Here is a 17,619-nt window from a genome sequence, read left to right on the forward strand (position 1 = left end):
GCCGCCCAGCTTCTGCGCCGCCTCGACGGCCTCTTGCACGGTGAACGCGGGAATGCCGCGCGGCACGGGCACGTTGAACTGGCGCAGGATCTCTTTGCCCTGGTACTCGTGGATCTTCATGGGGATTGCTGCTGAGGGGGTATGGGATCCCGGGCTCACCTCATGTGTCAGGCATGGGCAGCCGGGCGGTCGGCCGTGTCACGACCCTGCGGCAGGTCGTCGGCACCGACTCCTCGGGGAAAGGAATCCGGCGGAATTTATCATGCTGCGCTGCGGCATGATTGCGGATGTCACGTATCCGGGGGCAGCCCGCGTGTGCGGCAACCGCACGGAGGGCCGCCGGCCGTTCAGTCGGTCACGTCCGGCTCTGCGGCTGCGTCGTCGTCGGTCGGGCGGTGCGAGGCGACGGGCACGACCCGACGGATCACGTCCAGGGCAAAACCGCGACTGGCCAGAAAGCGCATCTGGCGTGCACGTCCGGCCGCGTCCTGGGCGGGCTGGCCGAACTTGCGTTGCCAGACCTGCAGGGCCCGCTCCTGCTCGGTGCGGGCGAGGTCGGCGGCGGCTTCGGTGTCCAGGCTCAGGCCGTGCTGAGCCAGCTCCTGGCTGATCCGCTGACGTCCCCAGCGGGCCTGGCGCTGGTGCAGACGGCTGGCGATGAAGCGCTCGCTGCTCAGGTGGCCGGCGGCCTGCAACCGGGTGATCACCGCCTCGACGTCGGCACGCAGGCGGGCCTGCAGCGTCTCGTCATCGGTCTCGTCATCCCTCAGGGCGGCCGGATCCGACGCGTCGTCCACCGGCTTCGCGGCCTCGGCGGTGGCGCGTGCCGCCGTCCGCGCGGATTCGCGGGCGGCACGCAGCAGCTTGCGCTGCAGTTCCTGTGGGCTGTGCTCCCGCTGTGCCAGCCACATCAGGGCCCGGCCCTGCAGGGTGGCCGGGCGTCGGTTCACGCCTGTTCTGCCGCCGCTGCGCCGCCGCCGGCCTGCAGCGGTACGCCGAGTGCCTCGCGCACGCGGTTCTCGATCTCGAGCGCCAGGTCAGGGTTCTCTTTCAGGAACTCGCGGGCGTTGTCCTTGCCCTGACCGATCTTCTCGCCGTTGTAGGCATACCAGGCGCCGGACTTGTCGACGATCTTGGCGTTGACGCCCAGATCGATGATCTCGCCTTCCCGGCTGGTGCCTTCGCCGTAGAGGATGTCGAACTCGGCGGTCTTGAAGGGCGGGGCGACCTTGTTCTTGACGACCTTGACCTTGGTCTCGTTGCCGACGATCTCCTCGCCCTTCTTGATGCTGCCGGTGCGGCGGATGTCCAGGCGCACCGAGGCGTAGAACTTCAACGCATTGCCGCCGGTCGTGGTCTCGGGGTTGCCGAACATCACGCCGATCTTCATGCGGATCTGGTTGATGAAGACGACCATGCAGTTGGTCTTCTTGATCGTGCCGGTGAGCTTGCGCAGGGCCTGGCTCATCAGGCGGGCCTGCAGGCCGGGCAGTTGGTCACCCATCTCGCCTTCGATCTCGGCCTTGGGCGTGAGGGCGGCGACCGAATCGATCACGACCAGATCGACCGAACCCGAACGCACCAGGGCATCGACGATCTCGAGTGCCTGCTCGCCGGTGTCGGGCTGGCTGATCAGCAGCTCCTGCAGGTTGACGCCGAGCTTCTGCGCGTAGCTGGTGTCCAGGGCGTGCTCGGCGTCGATGAAGGCCGCGGTGCCCCCGAGCTTCTGCATCTGGGCGACGACCTGCAGCGTGAGCGTGGTCTTGCCCGAGGATTCGGGGCCGTAGATCTCGATGACGCGGCCGCGCGGCAGACCGCCGACGCCGAGGGCGATGTCCAGGCCCAGCGAGCCGGTGGAGACGACCTCGAGCTGTTCGACGGCTTCGCCGTCGCCCAGTCGCATGATCGAGCCCTTGCCGAACTGCTTCTCGATCTGGGCAAGTGCGGCGGCCAGGGCCTTGGCCTTTTCGGTGTTCAGGGCTTTCACGGGTGCGTCCATCTGGGCTCTCCTGTAGGCGGATGAGCCCATTATCGTCATAAAACTGGATGTCCGTACAGTATTCGGCGGGGGGGCCGATCCTGCTGCGGGGGGAACCTGGGGGGATCCGGGGTGGCCGGGCACTCCCGCTGCCGGGGGGCCCCGGCACAGGCCTAGAATCATTTTCACAGAGTTCGAAGCGCTGGCCCGGCCGGGACCGGCGCGGGGCGCGCCGCGGTCGCCGCGGCACGTCCGTCACCCGTCGGAGACCGAGATGCGCATCCTGATAGCCGAAGACGACCAGGTTCTGGCCGATGGATTGTTGCGCTCGCTGCGTGCGTCGGGCTATGCGGTCGATCAGGTCGGCACGGGCAGTGAGGCCGATGCGGCGCTCGCCTCGCACGAGTTCGATCTGCTGATCCTCGATCTCGGCCTGCCCAAGATGCACGGCTTCGAGGTGCTGAAGAAGCTGCGGGCGCGCGGCTCGGCGGTGCCGGTGCTGATCCTGACGGCGGCCGATTCGGTCGAGCAGCGGGTCAAGGGCCTGGATCTGGGGGCCGACGACTACATGGCCAAGCCCTTCTCGCTGCAGGAGCTCGAAGCCCGCGTGCGGGCGCTGACGCGGCGCGGGCTGGGCACCGCCTCCAGCGTGATCCGCCACGGTCCGCTGACCTTCGATGCCACCGGCCGCGTGGCCTACATCAGCGACCAGATGGTCGAGCTGTCGGCGCGCGAGCTCAGCCTGCTGGAGGTGCTGCTGCAGCGCGCCGGTCGTCTGGTCAGCAAGGACCAGCTGGTCGAGCGCCTGTGCGAGTGGGGCGAGGAGGTCTCGAACAACGCGATCGAGGTCTACATCCACCGCCTGCGCAAGAAGATCGAGCAGGGGCCGATCCGCATCGCCACGGTGCGCGGCCTGGGCTACTGCCTGGAGAAGATTCCGTCCTGATCCGGCGCAGGTGCCGCCCGGTCGGGCGGCGGCTGTCGGTCTGGTGTCAGCCGTCGGGCGCTATGCTGCGCGGCCGGACCGACCATGGACACCCACACCCGCGAGCAGCGCTCCCTGTTCGGCGAGATCCTCGACTGGATGCTCGCCCCCCTGCTGCTGCTGTGGCCGATGAGTGTCGCGCTCACCTGGCTGGTGGCCCAGGGCATCGCCAACCGGCCCTACGACCGGGATCTGGGCGAGATGGCGCGCGCGGTGGCGCGCCAGGTGGTGATCACGGCGCCGGCCGCCGCCGATCCGGCCCAGGTGCGGCTGCGCCAGCCCGAGCTGGCCAGCGAGCTGTTGCGTGCGGACGACGCCGACCGCGTGTTCTTCCAGGTGCTGGGCGTGCGCGGCGAGTTCGTCGCTGGCGATCGCGAGCTGCCGGTGCCCGAGGAGTCGCCGGCCGGCAGCTACGAGCTGCGCTTCCGCGACGACCAGGTGCAGACCGACCCGGTGCGGGTGGCCTATCTGTGGTTGCCGGGCTCCGGCCGCCTGGGCGAGGTCGGGCCGCTGGTGCAGGTGGCCGAGACGCTGGACAAGCGCGCGACGCTGGCCACCGAGATCATCAAGGGCGTGATCGTGCCGCAGTTCGTCGTGCTGCCGCTGGCGGTGCTGCTGGTGTGGTTCGCGCTGGCGCGCGGCATCCGGCCGCTCAACGAGCTGCAGCAGCGCATCCGCCGGCGCGCCAGCCATGACCTGGCGCCACTGCCCGAGCGCGACGTGCCCGAGGAGGTGGCGCCGCTGGTGGGGGCGATCAACGATCTGCTGGCGCGGCTGGACCAGTCGATGTCGACGCAGAAGCACTTCCTGGCCGATGCCGCGCACCAGCTGAAGACGCCGCTGGCCGGCCTGCGCATGCAGGCCGAGCTGGCGCAGCGCGAGATCGACGCCGGGCAGCAGGACCCGCAGCAGCTCAAGCGCTCGCTGCAGCAGATCGCCACCGCCAGCCAGCGCGCGGCGCACATGGTCAACCAGCTGTTGGCCATGGCCCGGGCCGAGAGCAAGGACATGGCGCGCAAGCCCGAGCCGGTGGATCTGGCCGCGCTGGCCCGCGAGACGGTGCGCGACTTCGTGCCCAAGGCGATGGACCTGCGCATCGACCTCGGCTACGAGGGGCCGGACGGCGGTGCCCCGGCCACGCCGGCCGCCGGCACGCTGCTCGGCCAGCCGCTGCTGGTGCGTGAGCTGGTGCGCAACCTGGTCGACAACGCGCTGCAGTACACGCCGGCCGGCGGCACGGTGACGGTGCGGGTGATCGACGATCCCTACGGCCAGGTGGCCGTGCTGCAGGTCGAGGACACCGGCCCGGGCATCCCGCCGGCCGAGCGCGCGCTGGTGCTGCAGCCGTTCTACCGGGCGCTGGGCACCAATGTCGATGGCAGCGGCCTGGGCCTGGCCATCGTGCAGGAGATCGTCCAGCAGCACGGCGCGGAACTGACGATCGACGACGCGCGGCCGCGCGCGATGGCCGCGGCCCAGGGCATCACGCCGGGGGCGCTGTTCGCGGTGCGCTTCCGTCTGCAGCCGCGGTCGTCGGGGCCGGTACCGGCGCCGTCGGTGGCGCCGGCCCTGGCGGGTCCGGCCGTCGGCGGTACGGCGGCCTGAGCGGCCTCGCCCAGGCCGGGCCCTGCCGGGCTCAGCGCTGCATCAGGCTCTCGCTGCGCGAGATCGCCATCAGCATGCCGAGCGCCAGACCGAGCGTGACCATCGCCGTGCCGCCGTAGCTGATGAAGGGCAGCGGCACGCCGACCACCGGCAGGATGCCGCTGACCATGCCCATGTTGACGAAGGCGTAGGTGAAGAAGCTCATCGACAGCGCCCCGGCCAGCAGGCGGCCGAACATCGTCGGCGCGCGGGTGGCGATCTGCAGGCCGCGGGCGATCAGGCAGAAGAAGCAGATCATCAGCGTCAGCCCGCCGAGCAGGCCGAATTCCTCGCCGAAGCCGGCGAAGATGAAGTCGGTGGTGCGCTCGGGGATGAACTCCAGGTGGGTCTGGGTGCCGCTCATGAAGCCCTTGCCGCTCAGCCCGCCCGAGCCGATCGCGATCAGTCCCTGCAGGATGTGGAAGCCCTTGCCCAGCGGGTCGGCGGTCGGGTCCAGCAGCGTGCACACGCGTTGCTTCTGGTACTCGCGCAGCACCTTCCAGACGACGTCGGGCTGGCACAGGCCGTCGCCCATGAGGACCAGCGTCGTGATGCCGATGGCCCCGGTCAGCATCACCGGCAGGATCAGCTTCCACGACAGCCCGGCGAAGAACATCACGTAGAGGCCACCCGAGGCGATCAGGATCGAGGTGCCCAGGTCCGGTTGCTTGGCCACCAGCAGCACGGGCACCGCCAGCAGCAGGCCCCCGAGCGCGAAGTCGCGGGCGTCGAGCTGGCCCTCGCGGCGCTGGAACCACCAGGCCATCATCAGCGGCATCGCCAGCTTCAGGATCTCGCTGGGCTGGATCACGACGCCGACGTTCAGCCAGCGCGTGGCGCCCTTCTTGGTGATGCCGAACAGCGCGGTGGCCACCAGCAGCGTCACCCCGATCACGTAGAGCGGGACGGCCAGCGCCTGCAGCCGCTGCAGTGGCACATGGGCCAAGGCGAGCATCAGCCCGAAGCCCAGCAGCATGTTGCGGCCGTGGTCGTTGAAGCGGGTGCCGTGGTCGTAGCCGACCGAGTACATCGTCACCAGACCGAGGGTGGCCAGGGCCAGGATGGCGAGCGCCAGCGGACCGTCGAAGGCCGAGAGCAGGGGCCGCAGGCGCTGCCAGACGGAAGGGCGGTCGAGGACGACGGGCATGGGGGAAGCGTCGGAAGGGCGGCGCGGACGCGACGCGTCAGGGCACCGGCACGATGCGTGCGTCGCTGATCGGCAGCGGGATGTCGGAGGCCGCGCGCGGCGGGCCCATCGGCGCCACGCTCTGGCCTGCGCGGGTGGCGGCGATGTCGGCCTCGCTCGGCCAGCGGTCCAGCAGCAGGTAGTCGAACACGCGGCGGGCGATCGGCGCGGCGGCGGTGGCACCGAAGCCGGCGTTCTCGACGATCACCGCCAGCGCCACCGTCGGCGCCTCCAGCGGCGCGAAGGCGATGTAGAGCGAGTGGTCGCGCTGGTAGTCGGCGAGCCGGCGGGCGTCGTACTTCTGGCCCTGGCGGATGGTCACGGCCTGGGCCGTGCCGGTCTTGCCACCGGACTTGTAGGGCGCGCCGGCGAAGACGGAGGTCGAGGTGCCCGCCTGCGTCACGCCGTACATCGCGTTCATCACCACCCGCACGTGTTCGGGCTTGAGCGGCAAGGGATCGAGCGCCGGGGCCGCTGCCGGGGTGCGGCTGCCGCTGACGTCGTTGCGGATCTCGTGCACCAGGCGCGGCGCATGGCGCTGGCCACCGGCCACCAGGGTGGCCGTGGCATGGGCCAGCTGCAGCATGGTGAAGTTGTTGTAGCCCTGGCCGATGCCCAGCGAGATGGTCTCGCCGGCGTACCACTTCTGTTGCGCGGGCTTCTTGTAGGTCTCGCGCTTCCAGGTCGTCGAGGGCAGCACGCCGCGGGCTTCGCCCTGCAGGTCGATGCCGGTGCGCTCGCCGAAACCGTAGGGCGAGAGCTGGGCGTGCATCAGGTCCACGCCCATCTCGTTGGCCAGCGAGTAGTAGTAGACGTTGGACGACAGCACGATCGAGCGGTACATGTCCACCGAGCCCAGGCCATGGTCGCCGTGGCTGCGGAAGGCGTTGCCGCCGAAGGTGAAGGTGCCGCCGTCGTGGATCACGGTGCCGGCCGTGCGCTTGCCGCTGGTCAGCGCGGCCATCGCCATGAAGGGCTTGAAGGTCGAGCCCGGCGGGTAGGTGCCGCGCAGCGCGCGGTTGAGCAGCGGCTTGTCCAGGCTCTCGTTGAGTGCGCGCCAGTTCTCGACATCGATGCCGTCGACGAACAGGTTGGGGTCGAAGCCCGGCCGGCTGACCATGGCCAGCACCTCGCCGTTGCGCGGATCGATGGCCACCAGCGCGCCGCGGCGCTCGCCGAACAGCTGTTCGACCAGGGCCTGCAGCTTGATGTCCAGCGACAGCACCAGGGTCTGGCCCGGCGAGGCCGGATGGCTGCGCAGCTTGCGCACCGCATGGCCGCCGGCCGAGGTCTCCAGCTCCTCGAAGCCGGTGATGCCGTGCAGCTCACGCTCGTAGAACTGTTCGATGCCCTGCTTGCCGATCACGTCGGTGCCGCGGTAGTTGGCCTGGTCCTCTTCGGGCCAGTCCTCCATCGCGTCCTTCTCGCGCTGGCTGATGCGGCCGATGTAGCCGATCAGATGGCCCCCGATCTCGCCGGCCGGGTAGGTGCGGAACAGGCGCGCGCGCACCTCGACGCCCGGAAAGCGGAAGCGCTGGGCGGTGAAGCGGGCGACCTCCTCGTCGCTGAGCTTGTTGCGCAGCGGCAGCGATTCGAAGCTCTTGCCGTCCTCCAGCAGGCGGCGGAAGCGGCGGCGGTCGCGCGGCTGCACGTCGATGATGGTGGCCAGCTCGTCGATCAGCGCATCGAGCGGACGGTTGATGCGCGAGGGCGTGATCTCCAGCGTGTAGGCCGAGTAGTTGTCGGCCAGCACCACGCCATGGCGATCGACGATCAGCCCCCGGTTGGGCACGATGGGGACGACCGCCGTGCGGTTGGCCTCGGCCTGGGCCATGTAGTCGTCGTGGCGGGTGACCTGCAGGTGGACCAGCCGGAACCCCAGCAGGCCGAAGCAGCCGAGCACGAACAGCGTGGCCGCGATCACCCGTCCGCGGAAGCGGTGCAGCTCGCGTTCGGTGTTCTTGAGCTCGGTCACCCGCGGCCTCCGCGTGGGCTCAGAGCGGCCGGTTGGCGTCCGGGTCGGGTGCGCGGCGCTGAGGCGCCAGCAGCAGCCAGACCACGACCGGCCACAGCAGGGCTTCGGCCGCCGGCGCGGCCAGCCACCACCAGCCCGGGAACATGCCGCCGACGGCCAGCCGCGCCAGCAGGGCCACCAGGTGGGCCAGCGCGAACACCGGCAGGATCTGCAGCGCCTGTGCGGGCAGGCTGAACCACAGCAGGCGGCGGTGGATCATCAGCGCACCGTAGGACAGCAGCGTGTAGGCCAGCGCGTGCTGGCCCAGCACCGCCCCCTGCTGCACGTCCATCACCAGTCCGAGCACGAAGCCCACGCCCACGCCGATGCGCAGCGGCTGGTGCACGTTCCAGCAGGCCAGCACCAGCGCCACCAGATCCGGGGCACCGGCGTTGCGGCCCATCGGCACCATCTCCAGCAGCACCGCGATGATCAGCGTCATCGCGATGAACAGCGGGTTGACGGGCAGGAGCAGCTGGTCGCTGCCGCGCGGCATGATCATCAGCGGCTCCGGAGTGTGGATGCGGCGGCCGAGGCCGGGCGAGCGGCCACGGCGCTGGCAGGCGCCGACGCGGCTGCCGCCGATGCGCCCGCACCGCGCCGGAAGGCCGGTGCGCTGGCGGCGGATGCGGCGCTGTCGGGCCTGGGCGGCATCTGCTCGCCCACGGGTTCGAGCACCATCACGTGGCGCAGGCCCTCGATGGGGGCCGTCGGCCGCAGCACGATGCGGGCGAAGCCGGCGTCCGAGCGGCGTTCGACCCGCAGCACCCGGGCCACCGGCAGGCCCGGCGGGTAGATGCCATCCAGGCCGCTGGTGCTCAGCAGGTCGCCGGCCTGCACGTCGGCGTTGGCGGCCATGTAGCGCAGCTCCAGCGCGGTGCCGCCCTCGATCCCGCCGAAGGCCGCGCCGCGGACCTGGGTGCGGGTGTTGAGCACCGGGATCGCCGCATCGCGGTCGGTCAGCAGCGTGACCACCGACGACAGCGGATAGACCTCGGTGACCTGGCCGAGCACGCCCGCCTCGTTGATCACCGGCGCACCGGCGCGGATGCCGTGGTGGCTGCCGCGATCGATGAACACCTTGCGGGAGTAGGGATCGGCGGCCACGTACAGCAGTTCGGCCGCGGTGCCGCGCACGGTCAGTGCCGGGCGCAGCTCCAGCAGACGCCGCAACTGCTGGTTCTCCTGGGTCAGTTGCTCGGTGCGTGCGGCGCGCTCGGACAGCTGCGCCAGCTGCGCGCGGGCGGCGCTGGCGCCATCGAGTGCCAGCTTCAGCCCCTGCAGGTACTGGCGCAGACCGCGGGTGAACTCCACCGGCACCAGCAGCGCCTGCTGCACCGGCAGCAGCGCCGTGGCCAGACCGGCGCGCACCGGTTGGGTCATGTTCCAGCGGGTGTCGGCGGCCATCAGGCAGACGGCCAGCGCCGAGCACAGCGCCAGCTTCGTCAGCGCCGACGGGCCCTGACGGAAGAACGGCGGCGGCGTGCGGTCGATCGTGGCGATCGGCATGGCGGGCGGCTCGGGCAGGAGAACGACGCGGCGTGCCGCGTCAGTGGCAGCACAGGGCAGCGGCCGCACGACCGGCCGAGGGCCGGCCGGCAGCCGTGCTGCCGCCGTGCGGCAGCATCACTCGCTGGTGAAGATCGAGCCCAGGCGCTCCATGCGCTCGAGCGCCATGCCGCAACCGCGGACCACGCAGGTCAGCGGGTCCTCGGCGACCAGCACCGGCAGGCCGGTTTCCTCGGCCAGCAGGCGGTCGAGGTCGCGCAGCAGGGCGCCACCGCCGGTCAGCATCATGCCGCGCTCGGCGATGTCGGCGCCGAGTTCGGGCGGGGTCTGCTCCAGCGCGTTCTTGACCGCGCTGACGATCTGGTTGAGCGGATCGGTCAGCGCTTCCAGGATCTCGTTGGAGCTGATCGTGAACGAGCGCGGCACACCTTCGGACAGGTTGCGGCCCTTGACCTCGATCTCCTTGACTTCGGAGCCAGGGAAGGCCGAGCCGATGCTCTTCTTGATCATCTCGGCCGTCGGCTCGCCGATCAGCATCCCGTAGTTGCGGCGGATGTAGTTGATGATGGCCTCATCGAACTTGTCGCCGCCGACGCGCACCGAGCCCTTGTAGACCATGCCGCCCAGCGAGATCACGCCGACCTCGGTGGTGCCGCCGCCGATGTCGACGACCATCGAGCCCGAGGCCTCCGAGACCGGCAGGCCGGCGCCGATCGCGGCGGCCATCGGCTCCTCGATCAGGTAGACGTCCGAGGCGCCGGCGCCCAGCGCCGATTCACGGATGGCGCGGCGCTCGACCTGGGTCGAGCCGCAGGGCACGCAGATGATGATGCGCGGGCTCGGCTTGAGCACCGAGCGCGGATGCACCATCTTGATGAACTGCTTGAGCATCTGCTCGGTGACGGTGAAGTCGGCGATCACGCCGTCCTTCATCGGGCGGATCGCCTCGATGTTGCCGGGCACCTTGCCCAGCATGGCCTTGGCTTCGGCGCCGACGGCCTGGATGGTCTTCTTGCCGTTCGGGCCGCCCTCGTGGCGGATCGAGACGACCGAGGGCTCGTCGAGCACGATGCCCTTGCCGCGCACGTAGATCAGCGTGTTGGCGGTACCCAGGTCGATGGCCAGGTCGGTGGAGAAATAGCGGCGCAGGGATCCGTACATGGACGAGGTCAGGCAGGGCGGTGCGGGGGGAGCGGGTCGGCGGATGACACCGGGCGGGACGCGGGGAGCGTCCGGACCATCGGATGTACGGGGCCGCGGACCAGCAGGCCGCGTGACGCGAGGTTGATCGGTGACGACGGGCCGGCGGCTTGCCGGTCGGAGGAGGTTTCGGACCTGTACGGGCTGGCGCCCGTGGACCCGGGCGTGACGGTCGTGCGTGGCACCCGCCAGCGCGTGCAGAACCTGTGGCGAACCCGCCGCGTTCGGCGCCGTTGCCGGGTCGCGGGCTCGCCACAAGCGCCGTCTGCGGCGGGCCTGTCCAGCTGCCTGCGTCGCTGCCTCCCGCTGCCGCTGTCGACCCTGGCCAAGCCGGGCCAGACGCTGATGGATAACCGGGGATAATACCGCATCCCCCCCGCAAATCCGGTGTCGCCGCAGGTGGCGGCACTGCCGAGGACACGATGGCCCTGACCTCCCAGGACGTCCGCCGGATCGCGCATCTGGCCCGTCTCGAGCTTGCCGACGCCGATGAGGCGCCGATGCTGACCCAGCTCAACAGCTTCTTCTCGATCGTCGAACAGATGAGTGCCGTCGACACCACCGGTGTCGAGCCGCTCTACACCCCGCTGTCGGCCGTGCACGAGGTGCAGCTGCGCCTGCGCGACGACGCGGTGACCGAGACCGACCGCCGCGACGCGAACCAGCGCAGCGCCCCCTCGGTCGAGGATGGTCTGTTCCTGGTGCCGAAGGTGATCGAATGAGCGCACCGCTGCATACCCTCGGTGTGGCCGGCGCCGCACGGGCGCTGGCCGAGCGTGAAGTCTCCAGCGTCGAGCTGACCACGGCGCTGCTGGCGCGTGCCGAGGCGCAGTCCGCGCTCGGTGCCTTCCTGCATCTGGACCGCGAGGCGGCGCTGGCCGCCGCGGCCGCGGCCGACGCCGCCCGCGCGGCCGGTCAGGCCACCGTGCTGACCGGCGTGCCGATCGCGCACAAGGACATCTTCGTCACCGCCGACATGCCGACGACGGCCGGCTCGAAGATGCTGGCCGGCTACCGCAGCCCCTTCGACGCCACCGTCGTCGCGCGGCTGAAGACGGCCGGCACCGTCAGCCTGGGCAAGCTCAACTGCGACGAGTTCGCGATGGGCTCGGCCAACGAGAACTCGGCGTACTTCCCGGCGAAGAACCCGTGGGACACCGGCCGCGTGCCGGGTGGCTCGTCCGGTGGTTCGGCGGTGGCGGTCGCCGCGCGCCTGCTGCCCGGCGTCACCGGCACCGACACCGGGGGCTCGATCCGCCAGCCGGCCAGCTTCACCGGCATCACCGGCATCAAGCCGACCTACGGCGTGTGCTCGCGCTACGGCATGATCGCCTTCGCCTCCAGCCTGGACCAGGCCGGCCCGATGGCGCGCAGCGCCGAGGACTGTGCGCTGCTGCTGTCGGCGATGAGCGGCTTCGACGAGCGCGACGCCACCAGCGCCCAGCGCCCGCCGCAGGATTTCCACGCGCAGATGCTGGCGGCCCGCGAGGGCGCCACCGCCGCCAAGCCGCTCCAGGGCCTGCGCATCGGCCTGCCCCGGGAGTTCTTCCCCGCGGTGCTGGCCGCCGACGTGGACGGTGCCGTGCGCGGGGCGCTGGCCGAGCTGGAGAAGCTGGGCGCGACCCTGGTCGACGTCAGCCTGCCGCGCACCGAGCTGTCGATCCCGGTCTACTACATCATCGCGCCGGCCGAGGCCAGCTCCAACCTGTCGCGCTTCGACGGCGTCAAGTTCGGCCACCGCGCCGCGCGGTACGACGACCTGCTCGACATGTACAAGAAGAGCCGGGCCGAGGGCTTCGGCGCCGAGGTCAAGCGCCGCATCATGATCGGCACCTACGTGCTGAGCCACGGCTACTACGACGCCTACTACCTGCAGGCGCAGAAGCTGCGCCGCATGATCGCCGACGACTTCCAGCGCTGCTTCCAGCAGTGCGACGTGATCGCCGGCCCGGTGGCGCCGACGGTGGCCTGGCCGCTGCACGCGCAGGACGCCGATCCGCTGCAGGCCTACCTGGCCGACATCTTCACCCTGCCGGCCAGCCTGGCCGGTCTGCCGGGCATGAGCGTGCCGGCCGGTACCGGCGCCAACGGCCTGCCCGTCGGCCTGCAGCTGATCGGCAACTACTTCGCCGAAGGCACGCTGCTGCACGCCGCCCACGCGCTGCAGCAGGCCACCGACTGGCACGCCCAGGCCCCGGCCGGCGTCTGAGCCCCCGACGACGAACCCCCGCGCGCACTCCCGCATGAGCACACCCGCCCTCATCCGCGGCTACGAGGTCGTCATCGGCCTCGAGACGCATGCCCAGCTGTCGACCGTCAGCAAGATCTTCTCCGGCGCCAGCACCGCCTTCGGTGCCGCGCCCAACACCCAGGCCTGCCCGGTCGATCTGGCGCTGCCCGGCACGCTGCCGGTGATGAACCGCGCGGCGGTCGACCGGGCGATCCGCTTCGGTCTGGCCGTCGGGGCCAAGGTCGCGCCGCTGTCGATCTTCGCCCGCAAGAACTACTTCTATCCGGATCTGCCCAAGGGCTACCAGATCAGCCAGTACGAGATCCCGGTGGTGCAGGGCGGCCGGCTGACGATCCGCGTCGGCGAGGGCGACAAGGCGGTCGAGAAGACCGTCCAGCTGACCCGCGCCCACCTGGAGGAGGACGCCGGCAAGAGCCTGCACGAGGACTACCACGGCGCCACCGGCATCGACCTCAACCGCGCCGGCACGCCGCTGCTGGAGATCGTCTCCGAGCCCGACATGCGCAGCTCGGTCGAGGCGGTGGCCTATGCCCGGGCGCTGCACGCGCTGGTGGTCTGGCTGGGCATCTGTGACGGCAACATGCAGGAAGGCTCGTTCCGCTGCGATGCCAACGTCTCGGTGCGCCGGCCCGGGGCGCCCTTCGGCACCCGGCGCGAGATCAAGAACCTCAACAGCTTCCGCTTCCTGCAGCAGGCGATCGACTACGAGATCAACTGGCAGATCGACCAGATCGAGGACGGTCTGGCCATCGAGCAGGCCACGGTGCTGTTCAACCCGGACAGCGGCGAGACGCGGGCCATGCGCTCCAAGGAGGATGCGCACGACTACCGTTACTTCCCCGATCCGGACCTGCCGCCGCTGGTGATCGCGGCCGACTGGGTCGAGCAGGTGCGCGCCAGCATGCCCGAGCTGCCCGGCGCGATGGCCGAGCGCTTCCAGGCGACCGACGGCCTGCCCGCCTACGACGCGGCGATGATGACCCAGAGCCTGGCCCTGGCGCGCTACTACGAGGTGGCGCGCGAGGCGTCGAAGGCGCCCAAGCTGGTGGCCAACTGGCTGATGGGCGAGATCAGCAAGCGCCTGAACGCCGAGGCGCGCGACATCGCCGACGCCCCGGTGGGCCCCGCGCTGCTGGCCGCGCTGATCACGCGCATCCAGGACGGCACGATCAGCCACAACGCCGCACGTCAGGTGTTCGAGGCGCTGTGGGCCGGCGAGTCCGCCGACGTCGATGCGGTCATCGAGGCCAAGGGTCTCAAGCAGATGAACGACACCGGCGCGCTCGAGACGATCATCGACGAGGTGCTGGCCGCCAACCCGAAGAACATCGAGGAATACAAGGCGGGCAAGGACAAGGCCTTCAACGCCCTGGTCGGCCAGGTGATGAAGGGCAGCAAGGGCAAGGCCAACCCGGCCCAGGTCAACGAGCTGCTCAAGCGCAAGCTGGGCTGACCGGCTCGGTGAGGGCCCCGGCTGGGGCCGGGCCCCGCCCGGTCGCGCTCAGCGGCTGCTGCTGCCGCGGGCCGGTGGCGTCGGCACGCGCTTGGTCCCGGCGCCCGCCTGGCTGCTGCCGGCGTCGCCGTCGCGGCGGTCGTAGGCCGGCAGCGAGCCGGGCTCCGTGCCGGCCCACAGCTTGCGCAGGTGGGCCAGCTCGATGTCGTAGAGCGCGTTGAGGCGCGACAGCTCCGAGCGCTGGCTGGCTGCCGAGATCTTCTGCGCCTCGCTCGCCGCCTCGTTCTGCTCGAGGGCGAACTTCAGCTGCGCCGGCAGGCGGCGGCCCTTGTAGAACTCGGACTCGTCGAGCAGCGGCTTGCGCTCATCCGCCAGCTGGCGCATGCGCTGTTCGCCCTGGTTCATGGCCTGGCGGACAGGATCCAGGGCGGCATCCCGGGCACGGTCGTGCGCGGCTTCGTCCGGGTAGCGCGACAGCAGGTTGCGGTCGCGCCGCACCGCGTCCGCCTTGGCGGCCCGGGCCAGCGCATCGCGGCGTTCACGGGCCTCTTGCTCGGCGCGTTCCTCGGCGGTCAGCGTCGGCGGCACCACGCGGCGCAACGAGCCGTCGCTGTTGAGCTGCTGCTGTTCGCGCGCATTGCAGGCCGGAATCGGCCGGTCGGACGTCAGCCGGCGGCCCTGCGCATCCATGCAGGTGTAGATGCCGTTGGTGGCGGCCAGGGCCGGTGCGGCCGCAGCGCCCAGGGCCAGGATGACGGTGGTGGTGATCCGGGCCGCGGACCACGTCGGTCGCCGGCAGCGCAGCGCGGCGGTGGCCTCGGGGATTCGCGGCGGGACCGCCATCGTCACATCACACTCCGTACGTGTCTCGGTAGGCCGCCACCCGTTCACGGTGCGTGGCCAGCTCGGGGGCCCGGCTGTCCTGCAGCAGGGCCAGCAGGTCGGCCAGGGTGGCGATGGCCACGACCTGAAGTCCGCATTGTGCCTGCACGTACTGCACGGCGGACCACGGCTGGTCCACCCCATCCTGGGAGGCCTTCTCCTGGCGGTCGAGGGCGATCGTCACGCCCACCGGCTGCGCGCCGGCGGCGGTGATCATCGCGATCGACTCGCGCACCGAGGTGCCGGCCGAGATCACGTCGTCGATGATCAGCACCCGGCCCTGGACCGGGGCGCCGACCAGCGTGCCGCCCTCGCCGTGGTCCTTGGCTTCCTTGCGGTTGTAGGCGTAGGGCACGTTGCGGCCCAGGCGGGCCAGTTCGACCGAGACCGCCGCGGCCAGGGTGATGCCCTTGTAGGCCGGTCCGAACAGCAGATCGAATTCCAGGCCGGAGGCGATCAGGCGGCGTGCATAGAATTCGGCCAGCTTGCCCAGCTTGGCGCCGTCGTCGAACAGCCCGGCGTTGAAGAAGTACGGCGACAGCCGTCCCGCCTTGGTCTTGAACTCGCCGAAGCGCAGCACGCCGGCGTCGACCGCGAACTGCACGAAGTCTCGGGCCAGCGTCGCATCGTCGCCGGTGGCCTGCGCAGGGGTTCCGGTGGTGTCCATGTTCGTCGCCATCGTGGGGGCTCCTTGGCTTTCAGACTCGTCTCGTTCAATCTCAACGGCATCCGTTCGGCCGCCACCAAAGGCTTCACCGAGTGGGCCGCGCAAACGGGCGCGGATTGTATGGGCGTGCAGGAGATCAAGGCCCAGGCGGCCGACGTCGAAGGCCGCTTCGACACCGTCGCCGGCATGGCCGGGCACTTCCAGTACGCGCAGAAGAAGGGCTACTCGGGCGTCGGCCTCTACACCCGCCACACGCCCAGCGACGTGGTGATCGGCCTCGGCGATCCGGAGTTCGATGCCGAGGGCCGCTATGTCGAGTGCCGCTACGACACGCCGGGCCGCAAGCTCAGCCTGATCAGCGCCTACTTCCCGAGCGGCTCCAGCGGCGAGGACCGCCAGGCCGCCAAGTACCGCTTCCTCGACCGCGTCGCGCCACATCTGCGGGCGCTGAAGGACACGCGCGAGTTCATCCTGGTCGGCGACGTCAACATCGCCCACCGGGAGGCCGACCTGAAGAACTGGAAGGGCAACCTGAAGAACAGCGGCTTCCTGCCCGAGGAGCGGGCCTGGATGACGCGCCTGCTGGACCCGGCGGGCGACACCGGCCTGGTCGACGTCTACCGCCGCCTGCACCCCGACACCACCGACGCCTGCTACACGTGGTGGAGCAACCGCGGCCAGGCGCGGGCCAAGAACGTGGGCTGGCGCATCGACTACCACCTGGCCACGCCGGGCCTGGCCGCGCTGGCGCGCACGGCCGCGGTCTACAAGGACCAGTGGTTCAGCGACCACGCGCCGCTGACCATCGACTACGACTTCAGCCTCTGAGGTCGGGCCTCAGCCCTGGCGCAGCGTGCGCGACGGGCTCTCGCCGAACAGCCGCCGGTAGTCGGCCGCGAACTGGCTGAAGTGGCCGAAGCCCCAGTGCGCGGCCACGTCGTGCACGCCCTGGCCGGTGGCCGCGGCCGCGCGCAGACCGCGCCGCACCTCGTTCAGGCGCAGGGCGCGCAGCGCCTGCAGCGGGCTCAGGCCCAGCACGTCCTCGAAGCAGTACTGCAGCGTGCGGCGGCTGACGTGCAGCTGCGCGCACAGCGCCGGCACGTCCGGCGGATGGCCGGGATCGGCCAGCACCAGGGCCTGGGCCTGGGTGACGACGCGGCGCCGGCGCTCCAGGCTGTCGCGCGCGCCGCGCTCGACCTCGGCGCCGTCGAGCACGCCCAGCAGCGGGCACAGCAGCAGCTCCTGCAGCTGGCCCGCGCTGTCGCGGTGCCAGGCCAGCGGGGCCTCGCCCAGCAGCAGCGGCTCCAGGATCTGCAGCCAGGCCGCGCGCACGCCCTCGGCCAGCGGCAGCACCTCGGCCGCCTGCAGGCGCTGCCAGTCGACCTCGCAGCCCTGGGCCGCCGCGGCCGCCTGCAGCCAGGGCCGGCGCACGACCACGCCGTAGATCGTGTGCGCATCGGGCGTCACCAGCTCGAACGGTGAGCCACCCGGACGCGTCATCACGCCCTGGGCCAAGTTGATGCGGCCGTTGATGCGGGCCGCGGCCTGTGTCGGCTGCGCGGCCAGCCCGAACCAGAACGCGTCGTCCCAGACGCGGCAGCTCTGGCGCACCGCATGGCTGGTGTGCTCGACGAAGACCTGCATCTGCGGCAGTTGCAGCTCGGTGACGCGGCCATGGAAACGGCCGGCGCTGAGCTGGTCGTAGCGCTGCTGCCAGTCGGTGAGGGCCTGGGCGTGCTCGTCGGCATCGGCGGCCTCGCGGATGTGGCAGCGCACGGCCGCATCCGCGAGACCACCGATGCCCTGATGTGGTGCCCCCGGTTCCCCGAAGCGGGGCGTGGGAGTGGCTG

Annotated in this window: 17 protein-coding genes; 6 read left to right on the forward strand and 11 right to left on the reverse strand. The window is 70.9% G+C overall.

Annotated elements, in window-relative coordinates; translation table 11 throughout:
* From AACH11_RS22070 to recA, 3 genes are all read right to left on the reverse strand, one after another.
* A partial coding sequence (locus AACH11_RS22070; protein ID WP_341375717.1) for an ATP-grasp domain-containing protein occupies positions 1-120 on the reverse strand: 120 nt, incomplete at its 3' end.
* A 227-nt stretch (positions 121-347) separates the two neighbouring features.
* Positions 348-950 (reverse strand): regulatory protein RecX, encoded by a 603-nt coding sequence (locus AACH11_RS22075; RefSeq protein WP_341376441.1) that lies wholly within the window; start codon positions 948-950, stop codon positions 348-350.
* Positions 947-1,999 (reverse strand): recombinase RecA, encoded by a 1,053-nt coding sequence (recA, locus tag AACH11_RS22080; protein WP_341376442.1) that lies wholly within the window; start codon positions 1,997-1,999, stop codon positions 947-949. The genes AACH11_RS22075 and recA overlap by 4 nt, the downstream gene beginning before the upstream one ends.
* Before the next feature lie 253 nt (positions 2,000-2,252).
* On the opposite strand from recA, the gene AACH11_RS22085 reads away from it, so the two are divergent.
* Positions 2,253-2,924: a response regulator gene (locus AACH11_RS22085; protein ID WP_341376443.1), complete on the forward strand. Its 672-nt coding sequence runs from the start codon at positions 2,253-2,255 to the stop codon at positions 2,922-2,924.
* An 84-nt stretch (positions 2,925-3,008) separates the two neighbouring features.
* A complete protein-coding gene (locus tag AACH11_RS22090; RefSeq protein WP_341376444.1) occupies positions 3,009-4,568 on the forward strand; it encodes a sensor histidine kinase in 1,560 nt (519 codons plus the stop codon).
* A gap of 31 nt (positions 4,569-4,599) precedes the next feature.
* On the opposite strand, the gene rodA is transcribed toward AACH11_RS22090, so the two are convergent.
* The 5 genes from rodA to AACH11_RS22115 form a co-directional block, all read right to left on the reverse strand.
* Complete coding sequence (gene rodA, locus AACH11_RS22095; RefSeq protein WP_341376445.1) at positions 4,600-5,754, reverse strand: rod shape-determining protein RodA; 1,155 nt, start codon at positions 5,752-5,754, stop codon at positions 4,600-4,602.
* Positions 5,755-5,791: 37 nt separating this feature from the next.
* The gene (gene mrdA / locus AACH11_RS22100) at positions 5,792-7,768 is read right to left on the reverse strand and encodes a penicillin-binding protein 2 (RefSeq protein ID WP_341376447.1); all 1,977 of its coding nucleotides are present in this window, start codon (positions 7,766-7,768) and stop codon (positions 5,792-5,794) included.
* 19 nt (positions 7,769-7,787) lie between these two features.
* Positions 7,788-8,309, reverse strand: coding sequence for a rod shape-determining protein MreD (gene mreD / locus AACH11_RS22105; RefSeq protein WP_341376448.1), 522 nt, complete (start codon positions 8,307-8,309; stop codon positions 7,788-7,790).
* Positions 8,309-9,316, reverse strand: a complete 1,008-nt coding sequence (gene mreC / locus AACH11_RS22110) for a rod shape-determining protein MreC (RefSeq protein WP_341376449.1) — start codon at positions 9,314-9,316, stop codon at positions 8,309-8,311. Before mreC ends, mreD begins: the two co-directional genes overlap by 1 nt.
* A 117-nt stretch (positions 9,317-9,433) precedes the next feature.
* A complete protein-coding gene (locus tag AACH11_RS22115; RefSeq protein WP_341376450.1) occupies positions 9,434-10,477 on the reverse strand; it encodes a rod shape-determining protein in 1,044 nt (347 codons plus the stop codon).
* A 461-nt stretch (positions 10,478-10,938) separates the two neighbouring features.
* Between AACH11_RS22115 and gatC the strand changes: the two genes are divergently transcribed.
* From gatC to gatB, 3 genes are read left to right on the forward strand one after another with little or no spacing between them, the layout of a single operon-like run.
* Positions 10,939-11,238 carry an Asp-tRNA(Asn)/Glu-tRNA(Gln) amidotransferase subunit GatC gene (gene gatC, locus AACH11_RS22120; protein ID WP_341376451.1) on the forward strand — a complete coding sequence of 100 codons (300 nt, stop codon included), beginning with the start codon at positions 10,939-10,941 and terminating at the stop codon, positions 11,236-11,238.
* Entirely contained in the window at positions 11,235-12,725 is a 1,491-nt protein-coding gene (gatA, locus tag AACH11_RS22125) for an Asp-tRNA(Asn)/Glu-tRNA(Gln) amidotransferase subunit GatA (protein WP_341376452.1), read from the forward strand. The genes gatC and gatA overlap by 4 nt, the downstream gene beginning before the upstream one ends.
* Positions 12,726-12,759: 34 nt before the next feature.
* The gene (gene gatB / locus AACH11_RS22130) at positions 12,760-14,220 is read left to right on the forward strand and encodes an Asp-tRNA(Asn)/Glu-tRNA(Gln) amidotransferase subunit GatB (protein ID WP_341376453.1); all 1,461 of its coding nucleotides are present in this window, start codon (positions 12,760-12,762) and stop codon (positions 14,218-14,220) included.
* A 48-nt stretch (positions 14,221-14,268) separates the two neighbouring features.
* Here gatB and AACH11_RS22135 read toward each other — a convergent pair whose 3' ends face one another.
* Together AACH11_RS22135 and pyrE are read right to left on the reverse strand one after the other, a co-directional pair.
* Complete coding sequence (locus tag AACH11_RS22135; RefSeq protein WP_341376454.1) at positions 14,269-15,063, reverse strand: DUF4124 domain-containing protein; 795 nt, start codon at positions 15,061-15,063, stop codon at positions 14,269-14,271.
* A 7-nt stretch (positions 15,064-15,070) separates the two neighbouring features.
* On the reverse strand, positions 15,071-15,781 hold the full coding sequence (pyrE, locus tag AACH11_RS22140) for an orotate phosphoribosyltransferase (protein WP_341376455.1): 711 nt from the start codon (positions 15,779-15,781) through the stop codon (positions 15,071-15,073).
* Positions 15,782-15,793: 12 nt separating this feature from the next.
* On the opposite strand from pyrE, the gene AACH11_RS22145 reads away from it, so the two are divergent.
* On the forward strand, positions 15,794-16,597 hold the full coding sequence (locus tag AACH11_RS22145) for an exodeoxyribonuclease III (protein ID WP_341376456.1): 804 nt from the start codon (positions 15,794-15,796) through the stop codon (positions 16,595-16,597).
* A 9-nt stretch (positions 16,598-16,606) separates the two neighbouring features.
* Here AACH11_RS22145 and AACH11_RS22150 read toward each other — a convergent pair whose 3' ends face one another.
* Positions 16,607-17,545, reverse strand: a complete 939-nt coding sequence (locus AACH11_RS22150) for a helix-turn-helix domain-containing protein (RefSeq protein WP_341376457.1) — start codon at positions 17,543-17,545, stop codon at positions 16,607-16,609.
* Positions 17,546-17,619 lie beyond the last annotated feature (74 nt).

Source organism: Pseudaquabacterium rugosum (genome assembly GCF_038066575.1).
Classification (GTDB): domain Bacteria; phylum Pseudomonadota; class Gammaproteobacteria; order Burkholderiales; family Burkholderiaceae_C; genus Pseudaquabacterium; species Pseudaquabacterium rugosum.